The organism is Bizionia saleffrena (assembly GCF_008086175.1).
Lineage (GTDB): Bacteria > Bacteroidota > Bacteroidia > Flavobacteriales > Flavobacteriaceae > Bizionia > Bizionia saleffrena.
In genome coordinates, this window is the sequence record NZ_VSKM01000004.1 from 270,405 (window position 1) to 293,017 (window position 22,613).

The 22,613-nt window shown below is 32.1% G+C and carries 22 protein-coding genes and 1 tRNA gene; 9 read left to right on the forward strand and 14 right to left on the reverse strand.

Going from position 1 to position 22,613, the window contains the following annotated elements; all coding sequences use genetic code 11:
- Positions 1-207: 207 nt before the first annotated feature.
- The 3 genes from murA to ES676_RS05485 all read right to left on the reverse strand — a co-directional run bounded on the left by murA (position 208) and on the right by ES676_RS05485 (position 2,620).
- Entirely contained in the window at positions 208-1,524 is a 1,317-nt protein-coding gene (gene murA / locus ES676_RS05475; RefSeq protein ID WP_148369148.1) for a UDP-N-acetylglucosamine 1-carboxyvinyltransferase, read from the reverse strand.
- Between the two features lie 8 nt (positions 1,525-1,532).
- Positions 1,533-2,204, reverse strand: a complete 672-nt coding sequence (locus tag ES676_RS05480; protein ID WP_148369150.1) for a DUF4290 domain-containing protein — start codon at positions 2,202-2,204, stop codon at positions 1,533-1,535.
- Between the two features lie 122 nt (positions 2,205-2,326).
- The gene (locus ES676_RS05485) at positions 2,327-2,620 is read right to left on the reverse strand and encodes a DUF493 family protein (RefSeq protein WP_148369152.1); all 294 of its coding nucleotides are present in this window, start codon (positions 2,618-2,620) and stop codon (positions 2,327-2,329) included.
- Between the two features lie 91 nt (positions 2,621-2,711).
- Here ES676_RS05485 and ES676_RS05490 point away from each other — a divergent pair, with 91 nt between their 5' ends.
- The 5 genes from ES676_RS05490 to ES676_RS05510 all read left to right on the forward strand — a co-directional run bounded on the left by ES676_RS05490 (position 2,712) and on the right by ES676_RS05510 (position 7,261).
- Complete coding sequence (locus tag ES676_RS05490) at positions 2,712-3,254, forward strand: AAA family ATPase (protein ID WP_148369154.1); 543 nt, start codon at positions 2,712-2,714, stop codon at positions 3,252-3,254.
- On the forward strand, positions 3,254-5,155 hold the full coding sequence (locus tag ES676_RS05495) for a RecQ family ATP-dependent DNA helicase (protein WP_148369156.1): 1,902 nt from the start codon (positions 3,254-3,256) through the stop codon (positions 5,153-5,155). Before ES676_RS05490 ends, ES676_RS05495 begins: the two co-directional genes overlap by 1 nt.
- Complete coding sequence (gene fmt / locus ES676_RS05500) at positions 5,155-6,114, forward strand: methionyl-tRNA formyltransferase (protein WP_148369158.1); 960 nt, start codon at positions 5,155-5,157, stop codon at positions 6,112-6,114. Before ES676_RS05495 ends, fmt begins: the two co-directional genes overlap by 1 nt.
- 189 nt (positions 6,115-6,303) lie before the next feature.
- The gene (locus tag ES676_RS05505) at positions 6,304-6,576 is read left to right on the forward strand and encodes an HU family DNA-binding protein (RefSeq protein ID WP_148369160.1); all 273 of its coding nucleotides are present in this window, start codon (positions 6,304-6,306) and stop codon (positions 6,574-6,576) included.
- Between the two features lie 124 nt (positions 6,577-6,700).
- Complete coding sequence (locus ES676_RS05510; RefSeq protein ID WP_148369162.1) at positions 6,701-7,261, forward strand: YqgE/AlgH family protein; 561 nt, start codon at positions 6,701-6,703, stop codon at positions 7,259-7,261.
- Here the strand turns inward: ES676_RS05510 and ES676_RS05515 are convergent.
- Both ES676_RS05515 and ES676_RS05520 read right to left on the reverse strand, forming a co-directional pair.
- Positions 7,258-8,100, reverse strand: a complete 843-nt coding sequence (locus ES676_RS05515; RefSeq protein ID WP_148369163.1) for an aminotransferase class IV — start codon at positions 8,098-8,100, stop codon at positions 7,258-7,260. The two genes, ES676_RS05510 and ES676_RS05515, sit on opposite strands and share 4 nt — an antisense overlap.
- A 56-nt stretch (positions 8,101-8,156) precedes the next feature.
- Positions 8,157-8,543, reverse strand: coding sequence for an START-like domain-containing protein (locus ES676_RS05520; protein ID WP_148369165.1), 387 nt, complete (start codon positions 8,541-8,543; stop codon positions 8,157-8,159).
- A gap of 133 nt (positions 8,544-8,676) precedes the next feature.
- Between ES676_RS05520 and ES676_RS05525 the strand changes: the two genes are divergently transcribed.
- From ES676_RS05525 to ES676_RS05540, 4 genes are all read left to right on the forward strand, one after another.
- Positions 8,677-8,750 (forward strand) — tRNA-Met (locus ES676_RS05525).
- Between the two features lie 54 nt (positions 8,751-8,804).
- Positions 8,805-10,163, forward strand: a complete 1,359-nt coding sequence (locus tag ES676_RS05530) for a tyrosine-type recombinase/integrase (protein ID WP_148369167.1) — start codon at positions 8,805-8,807, stop codon at positions 10,161-10,163.
- 5 nt (positions 10,164-10,168) lie between these two features.
- Positions 10,169-10,846 (forward strand): hypothetical protein, encoded by a 678-nt coding sequence (locus ES676_RS05535; protein WP_148369169.1) that lies wholly within the window; start codon positions 10,169-10,171, stop codon positions 10,844-10,846.
- An 83-nt stretch (positions 10,847-10,929) separates the two neighbouring features.
- Positions 10,930-11,373 (forward strand): hypothetical protein, encoded by a 444-nt coding sequence (locus ES676_RS05540; RefSeq protein WP_148369171.1) that lies wholly within the window; start codon positions 10,930-10,932, stop codon positions 11,371-11,373.
- 146 nt (positions 11,374-11,519) lie between these two features.
- Here the strand turns inward: ES676_RS05540 and ES676_RS05545 are convergent, their stop codons facing one another.
- The 9 genes from ES676_RS05545 to ES676_RS05590 form a co-directional block, all read right to left on the reverse strand.
- Entirely contained in the window at positions 11,520-12,218 is a 699-nt protein-coding gene (locus ES676_RS05545) for a hypothetical protein (protein ID WP_148369172.1), read from the reverse strand.
- 386 nt (positions 12,219-12,604) lie between these two features.
- Entirely contained in the window at positions 12,605-12,793 is a 189-nt protein-coding gene (locus ES676_RS05550; RefSeq protein WP_148369174.1) for a DUF6804 family protein, read from the reverse strand.
- A complete protein-coding gene (locus ES676_RS05555) occupies positions 12,780-13,319 on the reverse strand; it encodes a hypothetical protein (protein WP_148369176.1) in 540 nt (179 codons plus the stop codon). The genes ES676_RS05550 and ES676_RS05555 overlap by 14 nt, the downstream gene beginning before the upstream one ends.
- Position 13,320: 1 nt before the next feature.
- A complete protein-coding gene (locus tag ES676_RS05560; RefSeq protein ID WP_148369177.1) occupies positions 13,321-15,102 on the reverse strand; it encodes an AAA family ATPase in 1,782 nt (593 codons plus the stop codon).
- Positions 15,103-15,789 carry a hypothetical protein gene (locus tag ES676_RS05565; RefSeq protein ID WP_148369179.1) on the reverse strand — a complete coding sequence of 229 codons (687 nt, stop codon included), beginning with the start codon at positions 15,787-15,789 and terminating at the stop codon, positions 15,103-15,105.
- A gap of 10 nt (positions 15,790-15,799) precedes the next feature.
- Complete coding sequence (locus tag ES676_RS05570) at positions 15,800-18,322, reverse strand: Hsp70 family protein (protein WP_148369181.1); 2,523 nt, start codon at positions 18,320-18,322, stop codon at positions 15,800-15,802.
- 12 nt (positions 18,323-18,334) lie between these two features.
- Positions 18,335-19,276 (reverse strand): hypothetical protein, encoded by a 942-nt coding sequence (locus ES676_RS05575; RefSeq protein WP_148369183.1) that lies wholly within the window; start codon positions 19,274-19,276, stop codon positions 18,335-18,337.
- Positions 19,276-19,884 (reverse strand): CFI-box-CTERM domain-containing protein, encoded by a 609-nt coding sequence (locus ES676_RS05580; protein ID WP_148369185.1) that lies wholly within the window; start codon positions 19,882-19,884, stop codon positions 19,276-19,278. The genes ES676_RS05575 and ES676_RS05580 overlap by 1 nt, the downstream gene beginning before the upstream one ends.
- 448 nt (positions 19,885-20,332) lie before the next feature.
- Positions 20,333-21,838 (reverse strand): hypothetical protein, encoded by a 1,506-nt coding sequence (locus ES676_RS05590; protein ID WP_148369187.1) that lies wholly within the window; start codon positions 21,836-21,838, stop codon positions 20,333-20,335.
- Between the last annotated feature and the right edge of the window lie 775 nt (positions 21,839-22,613).

The following is a 22,613-nucleotide window of genomic DNA, read 5'->3' on the forward strand; positions in this document are numbered from 1 at the left end:
AAGAGAAAAACCCCTCAATATCTCTTTAAAAATCATTCACTGAAAAGTAAGTTGTCATTTCAAAAAACTAATGAGGTTCTTTGTTTTAAAGTGTTAAAGAAATTAACTTATTTTTAGCGGAAACTCTACTGTAATAAACAAAAAAAACGCTCACTTATTAAAGTGAGCGTTTTTTAGTTACCTATTTTAAAGAGAAATTAATCGTAATTAATTTCCATCAAGTCGTTCTATTTTAGCACCTATCTTTTTAAGACGTTCTACAATATGCTCATAACCTCTGTCTATTTGTTCGATGTTATGAATGGTCGACGTTCCTTTGGCAGAAAGCGCTGCAATTAATAATGAAATACCTGCTCTAATATCTGGCGAAACCATAGTTGTTGCTTTTAATTGCGATTTAAAATCGTGACCAATTACTGTAGCTCTGTGCGGATCGCAAAGAATAATTTTCGCTCCCATATCGATTAATTTATCGACAAAAAACAAGCGACTTTCAAACATTTTTTGGTGTACTAGTACTTCTCCTTTAGCTTGTGTTGCCACCACTAAAACGATACTCAATAAATCTGGAGTAAATCCTGGCCAAGGCGCATCGGCGATGGTTAAGATAGAACCGTCAATATAATTTTGTATTTCGTAACCGTCTTTATGCTCAGGTATATAGATATCATCGCCCTTACGCTCTAAAGTAATTCCTAATTTAGCAAACACATTTGGTATTTGCCCTAAATCGTCCCAACTTACATTCTTAATTGTCAGTTCGCTTTTTGTCATTGCAGCCAAACCAATCCAACTACCAATTTCAATCATATCCGGCAGCATTCTGTGCGCGGTTCCGCCTAAAACATCTACACCTTCAATGGTTAGTAAATTAGAACCCACACCAGAAATTTTAGCGCCCATTCTATTCAGCATTTTACATAATTGCTGTAAATAAGGTTCGCAAGCAGCGTTATAAATGGTCGTAGTACCTTCCGCTAAAACAGCAGCCATAACAATATTTGCAGTTCCTGTAACCGATGCTTCGTCTAAAAGCATATCGGTTCCTTTTAATTTATCGGCTTCAACGCCATAAAAATACTCTTCGGGATTATATCTAAATTTAGCACCTAAATTTATAAATCCTTCGAAGTGCGTGTCTAAACGACGACGGCCAATTTTATCACCTCCAGGTTTAGGAATATATCCTTTACCAAAACGTGCTAAAAGCGGACCAACAATCATTATAGAACCCCGTAAACCACGTCCTTCCTCTTTAAAATTAGCAGATTTAAGGTAGTCTAGATTTATGTCATCGGCTTGAAAAGAATACGATCCAGAAGATAAATGTTTCACTTTTACCCCTAAATTTTTTAAAAGAGAGATTAGTTTATTAACATCTATAATGTCTGGAATATTGTTTATGGTAACAACTTCTGGGGTTAATAAAACAGCGCATAATATTTGTAATGCTTCATTTTTAGCTCCTTGAGGCTGGATTTCACCTTTTAATTGATGACCTCCTTCAATTTTAAATGTACCCATAGACTTCTTTAGTATCTTTTTTTACCGCGATTGGAATTGTTAGTGTGACTTTTTTTAGCGTAAGCTTTTTTTGAGTTAGAACTCGTAGTCGTATATTTTTTCTTATTGCTATTTTGTAGTAAACGGGTCGCGTCTGTTAACTCTTCTTCGGTATTTTTAAGATTAATTTTACCGTCAGATAGTTCATACAAATGATTGTAAATTACAGAATCTTCAACCGTATCTTTATTCCAATTTAAAAAACATTTTTTCATATGATTTGCAATCGTAAAGACCAAGGCTTCTTTTAGTTCCCCCTCTTCCCACGTATTTGCAACGTCAATCATTGTTTTTATATTATTTCCGTAGAAACGATATTTTGGAAAATTTTGTGGATAAGGTAAAGTTTCAGGTCTTTCGTTAAGCGCTTCTTCTGAAGGCATTCCGTAAGGCGAATCGACATCTAATTCAAAATTAGACATAATAAAAAGCTGATCCCATAGCTTGTGTTGAAAATCTGGAACATCGCGTAAATGCGGTTGCATATTTCCCATTACGGAAATTATTGCTTTCGCTAGCTTATTACGTTCTTCCTTATCTTCTTGTGTTTTCGCGAAGTTTATCATTTTCTGGAGATGTCTTCCATACTCCGGAATAATTAAATGTTCACGTTCTGTATTATACTCTATAGCGTCTATCAAAATAAAAATGTGTAGAATTAATGTGTTGCACTGTAGTCTTTATGCAATCGCCAAAATACAAAAAATAGTTTATATCTCCTTATATATAAACTATTTTATACTCTATATTCTTTGCGTTCTTTTTAAAGCGAAATAACATCTTCTACCTTCTGGGTAACTTCTAGATATTTTGCAATAACAGCATCTGGGTTTTCCATAACAATATTAACAGAAATACTAGTATACTTCGCATTACTCGATTCTTTAGTTGTAATAACAGCTCCTGCGTTATCGAAAATAGACTCTACCTCAATAATTTTTTCCGGACTTGTTTTCACTATAAATTTATATAAATATTCTGATGGCCAATTTGAAGTTTCTGCCAATTGTTCTTTTAAATTAGCGTAAAACTCTTCTTGATTTTGTTTTTTACTCATTGTTCTTTTATGTATTACAAAGATACATTTTACTTTATATTTTTTTTATATCTTTTTAATTACGAATTTTACAGCCAAAATCCTGCCAGAATTGAATACAAAAAAAATTGTCATAGCCGGCGGCCCCGGCACCGGAAAAACAGCTATTATTAATGAACTTATTAAAAGAGGTTACACGTGCTTTGAAGAAGTCTCGCGAGAAATAACGTTAGAGGCACGTAAACAAGGCATAGAGCAGCTTTTTCTAACCAAGCCACTGCTCTTTAGTGAACTCTTATTACACGGTAGGATAAAACAATTCAATACTGCTAAAAACAGCCAAAAGGATGTTGTGTTTTTAGATCGTGGTATTCCTGACATAGTTGCATATATGGATTATAGCGGCGACATTTATCCTGCTTTTTTTACCGAAGCTTGCCAAGAACACGAATACGATTATATCTTTATTTTAGCTCCTTGGCAAGAAATATTTATAAGTGATAGCGAACGGTATGAAAGTTTTGAGCAAGCTAAAGAAATACACGATTACCTCATAAAAGCCTATAAAAACAATAGCTACGAATTAAAAGACGTACCCTTTGGCACCATTAATGCGCGCACAGATTACATTTTAAACATGTTAAAAAACCTATAATGCAGCACCCAGTAAACATATTGGAACGCTACTGGAACTTTACCTCCTTTAAACCGCTTCAAGAAGATATTATTAATGCGGTAATTACTGGCGAAGACACTTTCGCTCTGTTGCCAACTGGCGGCGGTAAATCGCTATGCTTTCAAATACCCGCTTTAGCAAAAGAAGGTATTTGTATCGTTATTTCTCCGCTTATCGCTTTAATGAAAAACCAAGTACAAGCTCTTCAAGATAAAGGCATAAAAGCTATGGCTTTAACAAGTGGCATAAGTTATAAGGACTTAGATACGATGCTCGATAACTGCATTTATGGTAAGTACAAATTTTTATATCTCTCTCCAGAACGTCTACAACAAGACATAGTGAAGGATCGCATCCGACAAATGAATGTAAATTTAATTGCCGTAGACGAGGCGCATTGTATTTCGCAATGGGGAAACGATTTTAGACCGTCTTATAAAAATATAGCTGTATTAAGAGAACTTCAACCCACTGCTAATGTCATTGCTTTAACAGCGAGCGCAACTCCAGAAGTTGTAGAAGATATCGTTTCTCAATTAGATTTTATTGCCCCAAAGATATTTAAACAATCTTTTGCTAGACCTAATCTAGCGTATATGGTGTTTACTGAAGAAGATAAATTTTACCGATTGGTCGCCATCTTAAAAAAAAATAAAGCCTCTTCAATAATTTATGTAAGAAATCGAAAAGCGACGTTCGATATTAGTCGGTTTTTAGAGCATAAAGGGTTTACGGCTACGAATTATCATGGCGGACTTTCGAATAAGGAGAAAGATGAGGCTATGGATGCCTGGATAAATAACCGAAAACAAGTTATGGTAGCCACCAATGCCTTCGGTATGGGTATCGACAAGCCTGACGTTAAGACAGTTATTCATTTAAATTTACCAGAGAGTATAGAAAGTTATTTTCAAGAAGCCGGTCGCGCCGGGAGAAATGGAGATAAAGCGTTTGCCGTTATTTTAAAAGATAAAAATGACGAGGCTTTAGTTGAAAAACAATTTTTAAACGTGTTACCAACTGTCGATTTTATAAAACTTATTTACAAAAAACTAAGTAGCTATTTTCAAGTGGCTTATGGTGAAGGAGAGTTTGAAACTTTCGATTTCAACTTTAACGATTTTTGTAAAACGTACAAATTCAATACTATTATAGCATACAATGCGCTTTTGGCACTAGACCGCACCAGTATTATTACGTTGTCGAAGCAATTCAAGAAAAAAACGCTTATTCAAGTGGTAACCAGTAATGCTTCGCTTTTTAATTATTTAGAAACACATCCAGGCTCTGCTATAATTGTTAAAACAATACTTAGAACCTATGGCGGTGTTTTTGAGCAAGAAACAAAGATAAACACGCTATTAATCGCCGAAAAAACGGGGATTCCTGAGTTTAAAGTCATTTCTAACCTAGAACAATTAGAAAAAGCTGAATTGATAACGCTTCAAAATTCTAAAACCGATGCACAAATCACCTATTTACAACCTCGCGAAGATGATAAAAGCATCAACAGAATTTCTACGGTTATAAAACAACAAAATAGCTTGAGACAGCATCAAGTACGGTCCGTTTTAAATTATATTTCTAACGATACCATTTGTAAAAGCGTACAACTCCTCTCTTATTTCGGTGAGAAAAATGTTGACGATTGCGGGGTGTGTAATGTGTGCTTACAGAAGAAAAAAGCTCCAAAAGTTGATGCTAAATCGGTTAAACACGGTATTATTGAATTACTAGAAACGAGCGATCTATCCTCGAGAGCTTTAGCAGAACAACTACCTTTCTCTGAGCAGGATATACAGTGTACACTAACCGAATTGCTAGAGTACGAGATTATAAAACTAACAAAAACAAACACCTATAAATTAGCACATATATAATGAAAGAGACACACAGAGAATTACGAATTGTATTTATGGGCACTCCAGATTTTGCTGTCACACAATTAAAAGCACTTTTAGAAAACCATTGCACTATTGTCGGGGTTATCACAGCTCCAGACAAACCAGCAGGTCGCGGTAGAAAATTAAACGAAAGTGCGGTAAAAGTATTTGCTAAAGAAAAAGGGTTAAACATATTGCAACCCACTAATTTAAAAGACGCGACTTTTTTAGACGAATTGCGTGCGTTAAATGCCAATTTACAAATAGTAGTAGCCTTTAGAATGTTACCTAAAGCGGTTTGGCAAATGCCAGAATACGGCACATTTAACTTGCACGCCTCCCTATTACCTAATTATCGCGGTGCTGCCCCTATAAATTGGGCGATTATAAATGGAGAAACAAAAACGGGTGTTTCTACTTTCTTTATAGATGAAAAAATTGATACCGGAGCAATGATTCTGCAGGAAGAACTCGCTATAGATCCTCATGAAAATGCCGGAAGCTTGCACGATAAGCTTATGCACTTAGGAAGCGATTTAATTATTAAAACTGTAAACCTTATTGCTAAAGGCAACGTAAGTACTACCCCACAGCCTGAGAATGCCATTAGTAAAACCGCCTATAAATTAAACAAGGAAAACTGTAAAATAGATTGGAACGTCTCTATTAACGCTATACACAATCATATTCGTGGTTTGAGTCCGTATCCTGCAGCATGGTGTTTATTTCAGAATGGGGATGCTGCGTTAGACATTAAAATTTATTCGGTAGAAAAAGAACTAGAATCGCATAATTTAACTATTGGAACGATTATTACCACAAAAAAAGAACTTAAAGTCGCTGTTAAAAACGGATACATTTCAATACTAAATATAAAACTTCCGGGAAAAAAAACAATGGACATAAAATCGCTTTTAAACGGATATGAAGTGAAAGCTGATGCAAAAATGCTCTAAGGCCGCATCGTTGCTGATATTTTAAAAAATCATATTAAACCATCCTTCTTTATTAACAAATTGGACAAGTTATTAACAAAATAAGTGATTTACCCCGTCATTACTTGCATGGTAGGATAATCCGTATAAATTTGTAAAGGATTTAACAATTATGTTTAACCAACTTTTATTAATATTAAAATTAAAACTATGAACAAAACAGATTTAATCGATGCAATGGCAGAACACGCAGGAATTACTAAAGCAGCTTCAAAGAAAGCTTTAGAATGTGCGTTAACTGAAATTGAAGGGGCTTTAAAGAAAGGCGACAGAGTTTCATTAGTAGGTTTTGGATCTTGGTCGGTATCTCAAAGAGCTGCAAGAGACGGAAGAAATCCTCAAACAGGAAAAACAATTCAAATTAAAGCAAAAAACGTTGTAAAGTTTAAAGCGGGTTCTGATTTATCAAATGCTGTAAACTAAGTTTTTAGCATCAATAATATAACTAAGCCTTCAGCAATGGAGGCTTTTTTTATGGATTTTATTTTCAAAAAATTGCATTTAAATAAAAAAAAAACTACTTTTAGTTAAATTAAATCTTTCTAAAATGATTTTAACTAAGCCAACCAAAGGAGATTTATTAATTGCAGAACCCTCAATAATCGGGGATTTATCTTTTAATCGTTCTATTGTTTTATTAACAGACCACTCTGATGAAGGCTCTATTGGTTTTATATTAAATAAGCCCTTGGGGTATACGATAGACGAACTTATTCCGGAGATAGAAACCCCTTTTAAAGTTTATAATGGCGGTCCTGTAGAACAAGATAATTTATATTTTATCCACAAAATTCCAGAGTTAATACCCAATAGTATTGAAATTTCGTTAGGTATTTATTGGGGAGGTGATTTTAGTGAAGTTTCTAAATTAATTATCCAAGGTAAAATAACAGAAAAAGACATTAAGTTTTTCTTGGGGTATTCTGGTTGGGAAATTAACCAATTAGAAAATGAGTTAAGAACCAACGCTTGGGTAGTTACAAAGAATGTTCACAAAAAAGCAATAATAGAAAAAGACTACGAATTTTTCTGGAGAGAAAAAATGGTCGAATTGGGTGGCACCTACAGCATTTGGTCTAATGCACCAGAAAACCCAAGTTACAATTAACCCAACCTCACTTTTACATTAAGTTTTTGCAATAATCCTTTTGCAACGGTATTTGCATATTCCTTTTTTCTATATTTTGTTATAGGTTGTATTCCGGTAATAACATTTGTAATGAATAGCTCGTCGGCTTTTTGAAGCTCGAAAGGAGAAATAGACTCTTCTAAGAATTCGTACTCTGGTAATAGTTCTAAAACCTGTATTATTTGCTTTCTCATTATACCTTTTAGGCAACCATCGGTTAATGGCGGCGTTTTAATAGTATTTCCTTTCACTAAAAAGACATTTCCGTTCAATGCTTCAACGACACTTTTATTCGTGTTTAAAAGGAAGCAATTGTCTAAATCATTTTCTTCAGCATAGACGCTTCCAACAATGTTTATTGCTTTATTATTCGATTTTAAAGTCGATAACATACTTGGAGAAACATAAAAATCTTTAAATAAATCGACTTCGTACTGTGATTCATTCATCAAATAAAAGTCTGACGCTACTTTTTTAGCTGAAATAATAAAGGCAACCCCATTGTTAGTTGGTAAATATAGCCCTCCCGAGTTTCTATGTACTTGTAATTTTACACGTGCTGACGCCTGAGTAAGATCTTCACTTTCTAAAATTTTCAAAATTTCGGCTTCTAAAAACTCCATTGTAAACGACATCGGTATTTCCATACGCATAATACGCATTGAAGACATTAATCTAAAGTAATGATCTTCCCAAAACAATAGTTTACCGTGTGAGGCTTTTACTGTCTCAAAGAGTGCGTCTCCATAAGAATAACCTCTATTACTAGGAGTTAAAACACTGTCGTTTTCTTGAATATTACCGTTAAAATTTATCATAAAAAAAGTCCTGAATTTCTTCAGGACAAATATATGTTTTAATTCTATTTTTTATGCTATGCAGAACCTAATACCTGCTTTAAATCTGAGATTTGATTTTCCCAAAGCATTTTCGCATCTTCAACTTCGTCTGCTTCTGCGAAATCGATTATTATAATAGAGACATCTTTAGTAATTTCATCCACTTGAATTTTAATTTCAAAGAAATAAGAATCTACTTCATCTGCCAACCATTTAAATTTAATACGTTCGCCACTTTTTTTTGTAACTAATTTTGCCTGCTCTTCTGCGCCGTCCCAAATAAACTTAAATAATTCACCTCTTGAGTTAACATTATCGGCAAACCACTCTGATAAACCCGATGGAGTTGAAATATATTGAAATAGTAATGAGGGTGAAGCGTGAATAGGAAATTCTATTTCGTATTTAACTTTATCTTCCATATTTTCTTTAAAAATTATGGCGACAATATATACATTAATTAGTAAGATTAACACTCTAATGAAATAAAAATTTTATTTCACCTTTTACTTGTTTGATTGAAAATTGTTACTATATTTGCACTCTCAAAAATATGGCGAGGTAGCTCAGTCGGTTAGAGCGTCGGATTCATAACCCGGAGGTCACGAGTTCAATTCTCGTTCTCGCTACAAATCTTATTCAATTCAAAACAAACGGTTTAGTTCACTCTAAACCGTTTTTTTATGCTTACTACAAACGAAATCATTACATTTGAACACGATAATGAACACGATTTAGAACACGATTTGGCACACAAAAAAGATTTTTCACCTCCAAAAATTTACATTGCAAACGGCGATTTATCAAAACGCTGGTACGTTTATTTTTCATTTAGAGATCCTAAAACTGGACGACTAAAACGGATGAAAAACATTTATGGAGCTGCTAACTCACACAAGACCAAAGAGGAGAGAATGATGCTCCTTTCTCGCTATCGTAGAAGGCTGCTAAAATTACTACGAGAGGGCTATAATCCGTATATTAATAATACCGATTATCATAAAGAGCAATTAGCCGAAAAAAGCAAACCTGTAGTACCAAAAATAAAGAAGCAAAAAGTGGTAATCGCTGCTACAAACTCTATAGAAACAGCTGTAGAGCCTGCTTTACCTGTAGCAACATTGGAGATTGAAAAAGAAAATCCTAAAATGACTTTGCGTGAGGCTTTTGATTTTAGTTTGAAGCTAAAAGCCAAAGTAATCAACGAACGCTCGCTTCAAGATTACCTATACAGCACCAATGCGGTTGTAAAATGGGCTAAAAACAAGCGACCAGAAATAAAAACCATCGATCAATTTGATAAAAAAGCTGCTTTAGCTTTTCTGAATTTTATATTATTAAGATCGAGCTCTAGGAATAGAAACAATTATCGCCTTAACCTTAGTAGTTTAATGCAAACGTTAGAGGATAATGAGATTATTGAACATAACCCTATTAAAAAGATTTCTGTTCTTAAGAGTACCCCTAAACGAAACCAGACCTATAGTCTTACAGAACAAGAAAAAATATTCGGATACCTTGAAAAGGAGGATCCTATACTCTTGTTATATATTAAATTCATTTCTTACAACCTCCTAAGACCAATAGAGGTATGTAGATTGAAAGTAAAAGATTTTGACTTAGAGAATAACACGATACAGTTTAAAGCTAAAAACAGCCCTTTAAAAACGAAGTTAATTCCTAAATTGTTACTTAAAGAGCTGCCCGATTTATCGAAGCTTCATCCTGAAAACTACTTTTTTACACCCACTAAACTTGGTGGGACTTGGGAAGCAACAGAGAATAATAGAAGAGATTATTTTTCAAAACGTTTTAAAACTGTAGTAAAAGATCATTTTAAACTGGGTGAAAATCACGCTTTATACAGTTTTAGACATACTTTTATTACGAAATTATATCGTGGTTTATTAGAAAATTCATCGTCTCACGCAGCAAAAAGTGAATTAATGGGTATTACTGGTCACGCCTCTATGGATGCGCTAGAAAAATACCTGAGAGATATTGATGCTGAATTGCCAAAAGATTATTCTGACCTACTTTAAGCGCTATGAATACTTTATCAACACTAAAAGAGAATTTAAGTAAAGACTTTGTCGTTTACGTTCCAGAGGCTGCATTTAAAATACTAAAGGGAAGTATTTATGAAGGCGTAATTCCTGTGCAGACCGTAAATAAATTATACTACCTGGAAACTAAAGAGCAACATTTCGATGATCTTAACGATTTTTCTATGCTTAAATTAATAAACAAAAATGAGCACTTAGAAAACAACCTATTTCTTTTATTTGAAGCTAAAAAAGAAATAGATATTGCACCTTTTCAAATACTCCTAAATAAATATAAAACCTATTTGGAAGGCTATATGTTTATCACAAATTGGATGTACCATAATATTGATTCTATATTTAAAAATCTGGATCTTAAAATTGTTAACCTTTTTAAATTGCAATTAGATTATTTCGAAAGGCATACGAAAGAATTTGACTCCTATTTTGACACCGCACCTAACGGTGATTTAAAGTTTATAGATCAATTTAAAACAATCACACCTACCGCAGAAAAGAATGTTAAACCTAGTCGTATTGAACCCGTTGAAACCCCTATTTTTACTGTAAGTAAACCTGTGGTAGAAAGCACACCTTCTAAAAAACAAAAATTAGTGATAGATGATGAGGAAGTCGATAGGTTGTTATTAACTTCAGTATTTAATGTAACTTTAGACTAAATTTTTACCTAATATGGTTGAAATCTAATAAAAATCATTAATTTAGCGTCAAACAAACGTTTGTTATACGTTAAATTGAAAATATGAAATATTACACTTGCGAGTATTGTTTTACCGATTTTGAGCCCAAACGCCGTCGTGTTCAGAAATATTGTAGCGATACCTGCCGTTCGAAAGCCTACCATTTAAGAAAATCGACCCCGAATAAGACTACAGAACTAATTCCCTTTACTACTGCAGTTCAGGAAGCGCAACCACCCATACCACCAAGCAAAACTAAAATTGAAGCCGTTAGTACAGCTGGTATTGGAAATGCAGCAGCAGGAAGTCTACTCGCCGATTCATTAAAATCTATATTTACGCCATTAGATAACAAACCAGCTACAAAAGCAGATTTCAAACAACTTAGCGATAAACTCACAAAACGTTACCATTTAGTCAAAAACATACCCAATAGACACGATGGTGCACTCCCCTATTTTGATATAGAAACTGGGAATGTTGTGTATTTGTGGGGGCGGGTTTAGAGATGTTAGCGTGATTGTTTAACTTTAGTTGCGTGTTTTAAAAACTAAAGTTAGTAAATAATTCACAGATAAGAAGAATCTAAGAACTTTCTTAAATAGTCTAAATTTATAAATTAATTTTATACGGTGTTGGCAGAAGTTTGTTTCTATGAAATTAGTGATTCAACTAAACCATCTTTTGAAATATTACCTGTTTTCAAAAATTCATGCAAAGCAGAAATACAGTATTCAGAATTTATATAATACCGTTTCATTTCTGAAGTATAATTGATTCCGTCAATAAAATATGCCTTATTACTAGTTTTATTCACATATATTTCATCTTTTAATCTATCATTGAAGTGAACTTTATATGTTTCCCATATTGGACCAAAGAAAGCTTTTTTACTCTTTATTTTTTTAATTTCGTAATTATTATTAAGTCGACTATTTATGCTTTGTTGGTTTTTGCTTAAGTAATTGTCAATTAAAAAGTCATTTATATCTGCGACGCTATTAATTTCAAAGCCATACTTAGATTCATTAATCAAAAAAACATAATTGTCTTTACTATCCATTTTTAAGGCAAATATATTTTCGTCCAAAAAACCATGTCTGAATAGATAACTTTCACCGTCAATATCAATTAGTAGATTATTTTGTCCTATGTATTCCCAATTTTCCCTTTTAACTTTTCCGTTTTTTGAGATTATAACTTGGTTATTATCACGAAAAATAAAAACATTTTTATTATCATTAGATTCATCAATTAAAACCCAATTTTGATTTTTTAATAAAGTTAAATCATCAAGTTTTTTAGAAAACTGCTGAATTTTTGGAATTACATTTAAAAAGTATGCATTCATTTTTTTTAGTTTTTTAAAGTAATGCCAACTTTTAGCCTATGGCAAGTAGAGCAGTAGAAAGCGATAAACTTTCAATTTTGCTCTGAGCCAAAACGTTGACTTTTGTTTTTAAAAGCCAAATCAACGATTTGGCGGTATTGGTAAATAGGACTGAACTTTAATAAACCACTGAACTCCCTATTCCCTATATAGCTAGTTATGAGTGTTGTTTTTTCTTTTTACGATATTGAGTTTCAATTTTAAACTTATCGTCCGCAACAGGAGTTAAAATTTGCGTTTTTTTAGGTAAACTTCGTTCATAGAATTTCTTTAGATTCTTTTCATAGAAGACAAGTAAATCTTGAATTAATTCAAAATACGCGATGAATTAAAAGCATAATCCTCTCTTAAATACCTCCATAAATAATTACTTCTGTATTGTCATTTGTTTCATTTGCTTTGAATGCCAAAAATCCAAATCCAATAAGTGCTACAAAGCGTACAAATTGATAGAATCCATAAGGCATATCCAACAAACATAAAAACAATAAAAGTGCTAACGCAATTTTTAGTATTGTTTTGCTATTCTTCATCATTTTGTTTTAAACTATCTAATGTTTTAGAATCGATTTGACTTATAAGTTCAAATTCATTTGAAATATGCGTATCAAAAAAGTCCGCTTGAAGTCTTGATAGATAAGATTCGCTTATAATATCCTGCTCTAAATAATCCTCAAAATCTGGATGCTTATCAAGAATTGGTTTGTTAGCGATTTTTAATTTTGAGCGAATGACCTTGAAAAACTTAATTTCACTATACTCTACTTTATCATCTGCTTTGATTGTAGCAATTGCTACTTCAATTATTTTTAGTTCGTCGGCTTCTGTTAATTCAAATTCGGTAAGTTGATTAAAATAGTCTTTAAGAAACTGATGACCATCTTTATTAATAGCAAGTAATAAATTATCCATTTCAGAATTAATATCAATTTCACCAAACGTTTTTCTCTCCTGATGTAATTGCTTTATCAATTTTATTTCTCTCTTATCTATATCTCCATCACAAGCCATACATGAAAACGCCGTTTTAAGTAATAATTTGTCAAAGTTTATTGTTTCCATATTAATTGTTTTTAAAACCAATAGCTGGTCTTTCATTAGTGTTTTCTGCTAAACCTTCCAATTTTGCCTTAATAGCAATGTAGCTATTTAACTCCTTAAGAGAAATTGAAGGTCGATTGTTTTTAATAGTTTCAAATAAAATTTCTTTTGAAATTCTTGAATTCATTTTTAATGCACTTCTCGAAGCTTCATCACACAGGAATTTTATATCACTCGAAACGTATTTTTCTGTTAATTTTGCAAAAGCAGAGTAATCTAAACCAATTTCTCTTGGCCTTTTATCTAAATACAATTTAAACATCATCTCACGAGCTTCAAAATCAGGTGGGGGTAAATAAATTACTTTATCTAATCGTCCTGCTCTCAATATTGCTGGATCAATTGAATTAGGTCTGTTGGTCGCTCCAATAATAAAAACGCCATCCTCTCCACAATTATTCATTTGTGCTAAAAATTCATTTACTGCACTCGTGTTCATATGATTTACACTTGAATTATCACGATTTGGAACAACAGCGTCCAATTCATCAATAAAAATGATACTTGGTGCGTTTTCACGAGCTTCATCAAAAAGATTTTTAATGTTTTCTTGCGATTGATTTACAAATTTGCTCTGAATATCAGAAGGCTTTATTTGGTAGAAATTAAACCCAATTTCTTCCGCCATTCGCTCTGCAAAAAATGTTTTTCCGCAACCTGGTGGACCGTAAAGTAACATTCCGTTGGGAATTGTTAAACCATATTCTGCATACTTTTCTTTATCATTTAACGCATCAATTACATCTAATTGTATGGTTTCTTTAAGTTCCTGCATTCCTGCAATTGCCTTAAAACCTTTACCGTTTTTTATGCTTTTTAATTTGGGCTTGGTTGATTCGTTTACATTAGAAACTTGCTTGATTTCTAATTCTCCGTTTATGGCTTGAATAAATTCCTTTACATTTTTAAAACGATTTTCTGCATTAGGCTGTAATGCCTTTCTTATTAAATTTACTGTTTGTTTGTCAATTTTTATATCAGAGCCGTCAAATTTTAAAGGTTTATTTCGTTCATCTAAAATAGCATCTTCTAATTTTATTCTATCGGATTTGTATTTTGATATTTCAACAAACCAAGGTGGCAAACCAAAAAGTAAATGATAATATAAGGCACCAACTGAAAATACATCACTTGTAACAGAGAACACTTTATTAAATGCTTCATTGGATTGATAAAAAGGATTCAGACCATCTTTTAAAAAATCTTTGGTTGACTGACTTACATATCTTGCATAACCAAAATCAATAATTTTTGGAATTACAACTTTGCCTGACAAATCAGTCATAATATTTAGATTCGTAATATCATTATGAATAACTGGATTTTCAAGATTATGTAAATAGCTCAATCCATTTAGAACGCCTGAAATTATATCTTTTGCGTCATAAGGATTAAGTGTTTGGTCTCGTTTCATTTTATCAGCTAGAGTTTCGCCACTAATAAAATCGAGAATTACAAAAGCATACTTTTGATTTTCTATAAGCAATTCGCCATTATCGCAATATTTTACCAAATTAGGATGTTTAATTTGCTTTAAAATCTCAATTTCTAAAACATCATCATTGTTGTTGAATTGTGTTCTATCTAATTTAGAATAAGAAAACAGTTTCAATAATTTTGTTTTACCATTTTGATCTTTTACACGGTAGGTTTCAGCATAACTTCCTTTTTTAAGAAAGAAGGTTACCTTATATTTTTCGTTAATTGTTTGACCTTTTGATAATATGTTCTGATTTTGGTTCATTTATAAAGCTTCTTCAGAATTACTAGGACGCGTACTGAAATTTCCGTTTTCTTGTAAAATCAATTGGTATTCCAAAACATTGTTACTCAATGTTTGTGGCTCATCCTTCCCAAAAACTTCATTATCTATAAAACCTCCTTTCATTGTCCCGCCTTTCATCTCCTTTTCAGGGTTCCATCCTTTACCGTAATAAAAGAATGTCTGATAAATCCCGTTAGGGAATGAGAATGTATAACTACTTCCTGAATTGATATAAGCGTGTCTTACTACGTTTCCATTTTTCTTGATAGTTACTATAACATCAGAGTTGCTAGTTCTTACTTTTATCTCTGAGCAACCATAATCAACACAAGTTGAGTTTGCACCATAATAACGAGAATAAGGCATTGCACCTGTATTCAATGAATTACCGTTAAACTTGGCATATATGGCTTTTTCTAGTCTTTCTTTTTCAAGACGAGCTTCTCTTATAATTCGTTCTTCTTCTTCTCGTTTTTCACGTTCAATGCGCTCTTGTTCTAATTGAAAGGTGCGTTCAGCCTCTTTTGCTACACGCTTTTCTTTCAATTCAATTCTATGTTCTTCTTCTATAGCTAAACGCTCTTTTCTATCTGCTTCATTTTCGCAAGAGAAAAGTGCTATTGCTAAACAAAATAGTGGAAGTTTAAATTTATTTTTTAATCTCATATTGTTCAATTTATCCTACTAAAACTGTATCATCACCACTAGGAACTTCATTTGGAGGTAACATATCGTATAGTGAAATTAGTATTTGTCTCAATTCTTCTGTATCAGGATTTTCTGATATTTTACTAATACCCTTATTCACTAGTTGCCTTGCCCTATTAGAATCACTCCAGCTATAATCTCCAAATTTCTCATTAAAATTTCTTAGCATTCCTATTAGCTGATAAATCATAGTTAACTGAAAAAAGAAGTTATTGATTTCTTCCAACAAAATATTGCCTAGTTTCACATCTTTTATTTTTATAACTTCCTCCAATTGCAAACGGAGTTCATTAACCAAGGATCTAGAATTATCATCTCCTAAATCATTGTTGGCTTTTTCTAATCGGTAGAATCTTTCTTTAAGTTCTGCTTCTAAATTTGGCCATTCAGTCCTTTCATTTAATTCATCGATCGCTTTTAATGACTTTCTTAAATTATTTAGCACTTCCGACTTTGCATCTACATCATTTTTATTATTCTCAAATGATTTATCCAACAGATTCAAGTCAGATTCCAATTTTTGAAGTTTTACATCATCAGATTTCCCATCTTGTTTTAGTTCTAAAATACTGCCTTTTGCTTTTCTAATTTCATTTGAAAGCCATTCTGTATCAATAGAAGAAATTGTTCTTTCTACTGTTGTTTCATATGTGAAATCTAAATAAGGAAAGTATGCCGTAACCATCACTTTTTCTGATCTATTAATACTTATTGTTAAATCGACATCTTGATTTTCTGGTAGTAAAGAAGGTAATTCTGCTCCGCTGATTCTTATATCTGTTACATGTTCGTTATAAATCGCTCTTGTCCCTTCCGCTTCATGTCCTCCTTCATAAATAGGTATCTTTAAGAAGTCCGCATCCTTTCCTGGTCTTATTCGTTTTTGAGTTTTTAAACCATTTTTTATTCCTACAGCTGGTATGGGCTGATTTTTTTCTAAATTTTTAATTGTTCTAAATCTAATTTTTCCTGTAGCTCTATCTTTAAGTTCTATCCCAAAATTGTAAGCAAGAGTTGAACTACCTATTTTAGATCCTTGAATTACACTAAAACTAGATGGTTCACTTTCTAAAATATTACCTTTATCATCATAAAGAATGACATCAAAAACATTAGTTTTACCTTCGTTTAATTGAATTTCAACAATATCTCCAATAGTATTTATTTCTACTTTTCCACTTGACCATGCTTTATCACCTCTCGTAACCTCTGCAAATACTTTGTCAGGGATTTCACCTTCTGTTTTGTCTGCTAAAATTTTGATTGGCACAAACTCTTCTGTTTCAACCGTAGACGATTCGTTAGCTATTTCTAACTGTATTTTAGTTTTATCTCTTGTTTGTTCTCTTACTTCTTCTGAAACGTTAACTGTAGAAGCATATAATGCAGCTCCTTTTGAAACTACTGTCATTGGATCTGCACTTATATCTGGTTTACAAATTTGTGCTTCTAACATTTTTCGTAATACAGGTGAAAATGTTGGCCCTCCAACAAGTATTAATGCGTCTAAAGACAAACCTTTTAAATTCTTACGCTCTAATAAGTTTTTACTTATGTCAATTGCTTTTTGGAAAACCGGTGAAAGTGCTTTTGTGATGTTTTCCTGTGTAACAGTAATATCTAACTCAATCTCTTCTCCTTCATCATCCTCACCAAGATCTCCTAAATCAGATAAAATATTATGAGTTTCCTTAAAAGAAAGGGCGACTTTAGTTTCTTCTGCGAAAAACTTCATTGCGTTTCGCAAAATTTGTTTTTTTGTGTCGTCTGCTAAAACAGAGTCAATCGCAAAATTGTCTTGTATGTATGGTATAATAATTTCATCAACAATGGCAAAGTCTAAATTTTTACCACCAAGATGGTTGTCCCCTTCAGTGTCAATCACCTTCATTATACCTTCTTCAACTTTTAAAAGTGCAACATCAAAAGTCCCACCACCAAAGTCAAACACTAACCAATAACCATCTTTTTTGTCAGTATCTAAACCATAAGCCATCGATGCAGCAACTGGCTCTTGTAATAATTCTATATGATTGAACCCTGCTAATTTTGCTGCTTCTCTTGTTGCTTCTTTTTGGTTGTTTTTAAAAGCTGCTGGAACTGTAATAACAATGGAATTTATATTTTCATCTTTTACAAAAGATTTTAAAGTCTTTAAAACTTCTGCCGATAATTCTTCTGAAGTTAAATCTTTTCCAAGATTTGAACTTGAATAAGATTTATCACTTCCCATTGTTCTTTTAAACTCGATATAAGAATTGGAATTAGAATCATTCCAAGTTTTCATTGCTTTGAGTTTATCTCGTTTCAGTGCATTGTAAGCACTATCTCCCACTTGTATTGCTTTCTTCTTATTAATATAAACAGAAGAGGGCATAGTATCTTTTAAAGTGTCCGTTTTTTTAATGATTGCATCTCCATTTTCCATTCTGGAAATTGCGGAATTAGTGGTTCCTAAATCAATTCCGTAGTCAATTTTTGTTCTTGCCATTTTATATTTTTTTTATTCACCTACGCTAACTTCAATTTGAGCTGCTTGTATCATCTCTCCTTTAAAGTTTACTTGTGGTTTAATAATTCGTGAAATAATTTGTTTTCCTGTTTCTAAATCCTCACTTGGTGTGAAATTTGCGGTTACTTTCATCCCTTCATTATATTCTTTACCTAGCATTTCAACTAATTCATATCCATTAGCTGCAAAGTTGTCTTGAATACGCTGCACAGAAGATTTTAATTGTTTTAATCCTTTTGTTTTTTCATCCATTTGGGTTAAATTCTTTTGCATTCGTACAATTTCATCCGCAACTTTTAAGGCTAAAGAATGGTCTGCCTTTTCATAGGAAATACTTGGCTTCGCTTTCGTTTCTTCTTGTTTTAGTTTTAATTGTGTTTCCAAAACCTCTAATAATTTATTATCTAACTTCACGCCTTCTTCTACTAAAACTGTTTTTGTGTTTCTGATCTGGGTTTCTACATCAATCTTGCTTGATGTGATACGTTTGCCCAATAACCAATAAACTAATCCACCTAGTAAGAGAGTTGACAAAGTGGCAATAATCCAATACAATTGGTTTTTTTCTACACTACTATCTAAATGAGCTATCTGGGAATTTGCTTTTTGTCGTGTTTCTTGAATTTTAATTCCAAGTTCAGACGAGTTGGTTACAATATTTTGACTATTCGTTTGAATCAATTGGATTAAACTATCGATTGAAGAATTTAGGTTTATATTCTCGTCTTGTAAGGTAGAAACTGATTGGCTTTGCTTTCCAATTGTAAAATTTTGATTGTTCAGCTTTTTTGTCAAAGCATCAATCTCTTGCCTTTGCTGAAATACGTTATTTTTTATGGTTGGTATTTCCTTAATTAAAATTGAATCTTGTTGCTGTTGAGCAAAAAGATTTGATGCTCCAAAAAACAGAGCTAAGAGTAACATTTTTTTCATTATTTTTTGATTGCTTTAATAAATTGGTTTAATCCTTTTCGGATTATGAGGTTAATACTTTGTTTGTTCTTTAACTTTTCGACTAAACTTGGCGAATATTTATAGTAAAATTTGATAAAACGTCTTCCACCTATGGTTTTGCTTAAAAAGTCATCTCTAAAATTTCGTAATTCAATTACTTGTGGATGGTCATAATCACCATAGGCCATAGTTGCAATATAGCAACCTCCATTATCATCACTTTTGTTCCCTTTAAGAAATTCTATATAGTTACTAATTCTCCGTTGGGTTTCCTTGAATATTATTAGAACTCCATCTTTTAAGTTATTTTCAATCCTACTAGAATCAATCATCGTTAAATACATTGCAAGTTTTTCAGGGTTTTCGTTTTGAATTAAGCTTTCGAAGTCTGTAGAAAACTTATCAAAAAACTTTTTAGCAATTTTGTCTGTAAGTCCTTTAAAGCTCTTTGGATTATTCTTTTTAATTGATTCAATTTCAGTTTTATTTTTTATTAAAAAATTTAATAAACAATACATCAAGCCATCATCAATATCATTTTTAAACTCAATTTTATTTAATGAATAATTTATTTCTTGATTTTCCATATCTAATTACAAGCTTTAATTAAAATGATAAATAGTATAATTCCTGCAACCCATTCTAACCAAGTTGGGATACCTTCACTTTCAGTCGAATGTGAAGTTGTTGCTGTTGTGCAAAAAGATTTGTTACTCCGAAAAAGAGCGAAATGAGTAATATTTTTTTCCATTGTTATTTGATTAATTTTATCTAATACTTTACTAATTCTAAGGTTAATACATTGTTTGTTTTTGGCTTTTTTACTATTCATAATAGATATCTCGAGGGGAGCTTAGTAAAACCTCTTAAAATTACGGATTTACTTAAAAAGTCTTATTTTAATTTTTCAAGACTCTAAAACTTATAGATAGCCATTGTCTCGATTGCAGAGCTAATAATATTATTGGATCATTAAATTTAAAACCCAAAACGCTGCGTTTTACAAATGTTTTAATCGCTCATATAATAACTTTATTAACTACAAGATTTGACTAATAAGAAAAAAAATAAAATCGCGCCAGCCCATTTTAACCACAATGGAATACCTTCGCCATCCGTTGATGAAGTAGTTGTTTGATCTTTATAACTAGATGTAGATGTCGACTCACGCTTTTTTGTTACTCTTGTCGATTCCCAGTATTGTAGATATTCAACTCTACTTCTATTGGTGTAACTCATTCTCTCTAACACACTTTCGACTAAACTCTTGTACTCCGAGATTTTAGAGGAATCTTGACTTCTCTTAATTTTAGCAATATTTTCTTTTGGTATTACCTTGTTAATAATTTCCGTGGCCTTATCCCAATCGATCGAATTTTTAATCAATTCAGAAACTTTAGAATAATTTATAGACTGGCCGTAGCTCATAGATGCCTCTTCTTCTCTGACCTGTTTCAAAATTTTTCTTTCATTATTTTTATAGGCATTAACAATAGTTTTTAAAATTTCTATTGCTTCCGAAAGCTCTTGATCTTTCATTTCGGCGAGGGTAACAAGATTATCTTTAGCCCTATCTTTGGTCAACTTACCAACTGCAATTCTATCTGCAATTTTTGTTAACTTTATAGCAAATTCAAGATAATTCTCATTAGCATCATTTTTAAGACTTGCATTGAAATAGTCTATTCCGCACTGCATAATTTCACTTGCTAACTGGTCTGCAATTGTTTTATACTTTAAGTCGGTTGTACCAGTTAGGGATTGTAGTAACACCAACTCTTTCTTACACATAGCAGCTAAATCTAACCCATATTTAAAGGCGTTACTTTTATTTTTATTCCTTTTGTTTTTAGTACTTTCAATTTGGCTTTCAATAAAGTGAATTGGTTCTTCTGTAAATTTTCTTGAAATATATTTTTGAGTTGAGCCATTACAATTACTAAACATTTGTAATGATTCTAAATTTGAGTACTGGGATTTAAAGTGCTTTAGTAATTCATCAACAAATTTTTCGATTTGTAAATCCTTATTTATTTTAACAGTCTCATCAGCAACGGAAAGAACGAATTCCCTAAAGCATTCAGATTCAATAAGTTTTATTTTAGCCTCAAGACCTTCTTTAATATCTTCCTTCCTATGACTTAACAGTTTGAAAGTTCCTAAATTATTGAATGCCGAGAAATTTTTAGAATTCACTCCTTTATCTCGCGTTACTTTTTCCCAAATCTCAACTGCTTTTTCTTTGTCTCCATTTTTTAAATACTCGATGGCAGTATTGTCATAAGGGTTTGCATTTAAAAACCAAAATAGAGAAAAGTTGACTTTGTCTTGACTTTGCTGAATTTGAGAAAAAGCTTGGGCTAAATTATCCTTATCTCGATTTATTAATTGAAGACTACTATTGAAATCATATTCAGATTCAATTCTTTTTCCAACTTCAGCAAATTTCAGAAATTTACTTTTATTTTTTTGTACTTCTTTTGCAGTTGCGTTTGAGAGAATCCCTGCAATTCGGTAAGGATTATTTTGGATTAACTCCATATTTTATCGGTTGGTTTATAATTCTTAAAAATAATACTCATTCTCATAGCTTTTTTACGGTTTCCCGTATTCTATTAAATTCTATTCTGAACATTAACTTTTGTTTCTTCTAAAAATCTAATCAAGTGCGTACATAAACTATTTAAATCTCATTTTAGAACTCAATTGTAACACAACTAATTTTTCCTTAACAAAATCAAATAATTGGCTTATCACAAAGTGTAAAAGTTGATCTTTAAAATTTATTAAATACTAAATAAATATAAGAGTTATCACAATTAGTGTGAAACCTGTCTATTAATAGCCCACACAATATAGAAATTACTTATTCTATTTTATTGTAAAAAATCGTAAATGCTGAAATTTCTTATAATTTTTCCTTAAAAAAATTTGAAAAACTAGTCTTTTATAACACTTTATATGGTCATATGGCAATTCGCAACTAAGAACAACCACTAGCCAGAACACTTAACTTGGCATATTAATTATTATTAAAAATACGACAAGGAATGTCTATATGAAGATTATAAAGTTATATTATGATTCGCTAGAATTCTGTTAACCTTGTTTAGATCTAATAACCGACCAATAGGATACCCGTTATTTTAGTATTACATAGGAAAGCAGGACTGGATGTGCTAATTTAGGGGACAGTACAAGTTAAGCATAAAGTCTTACATTTAACTTATGACACAAGAGCGAAAGAAATATGATCCAGCTTTTAAACGACAAGCTGTAGAATTAAGTAAGGACAGAAAGAACCTGTCAGAACTAG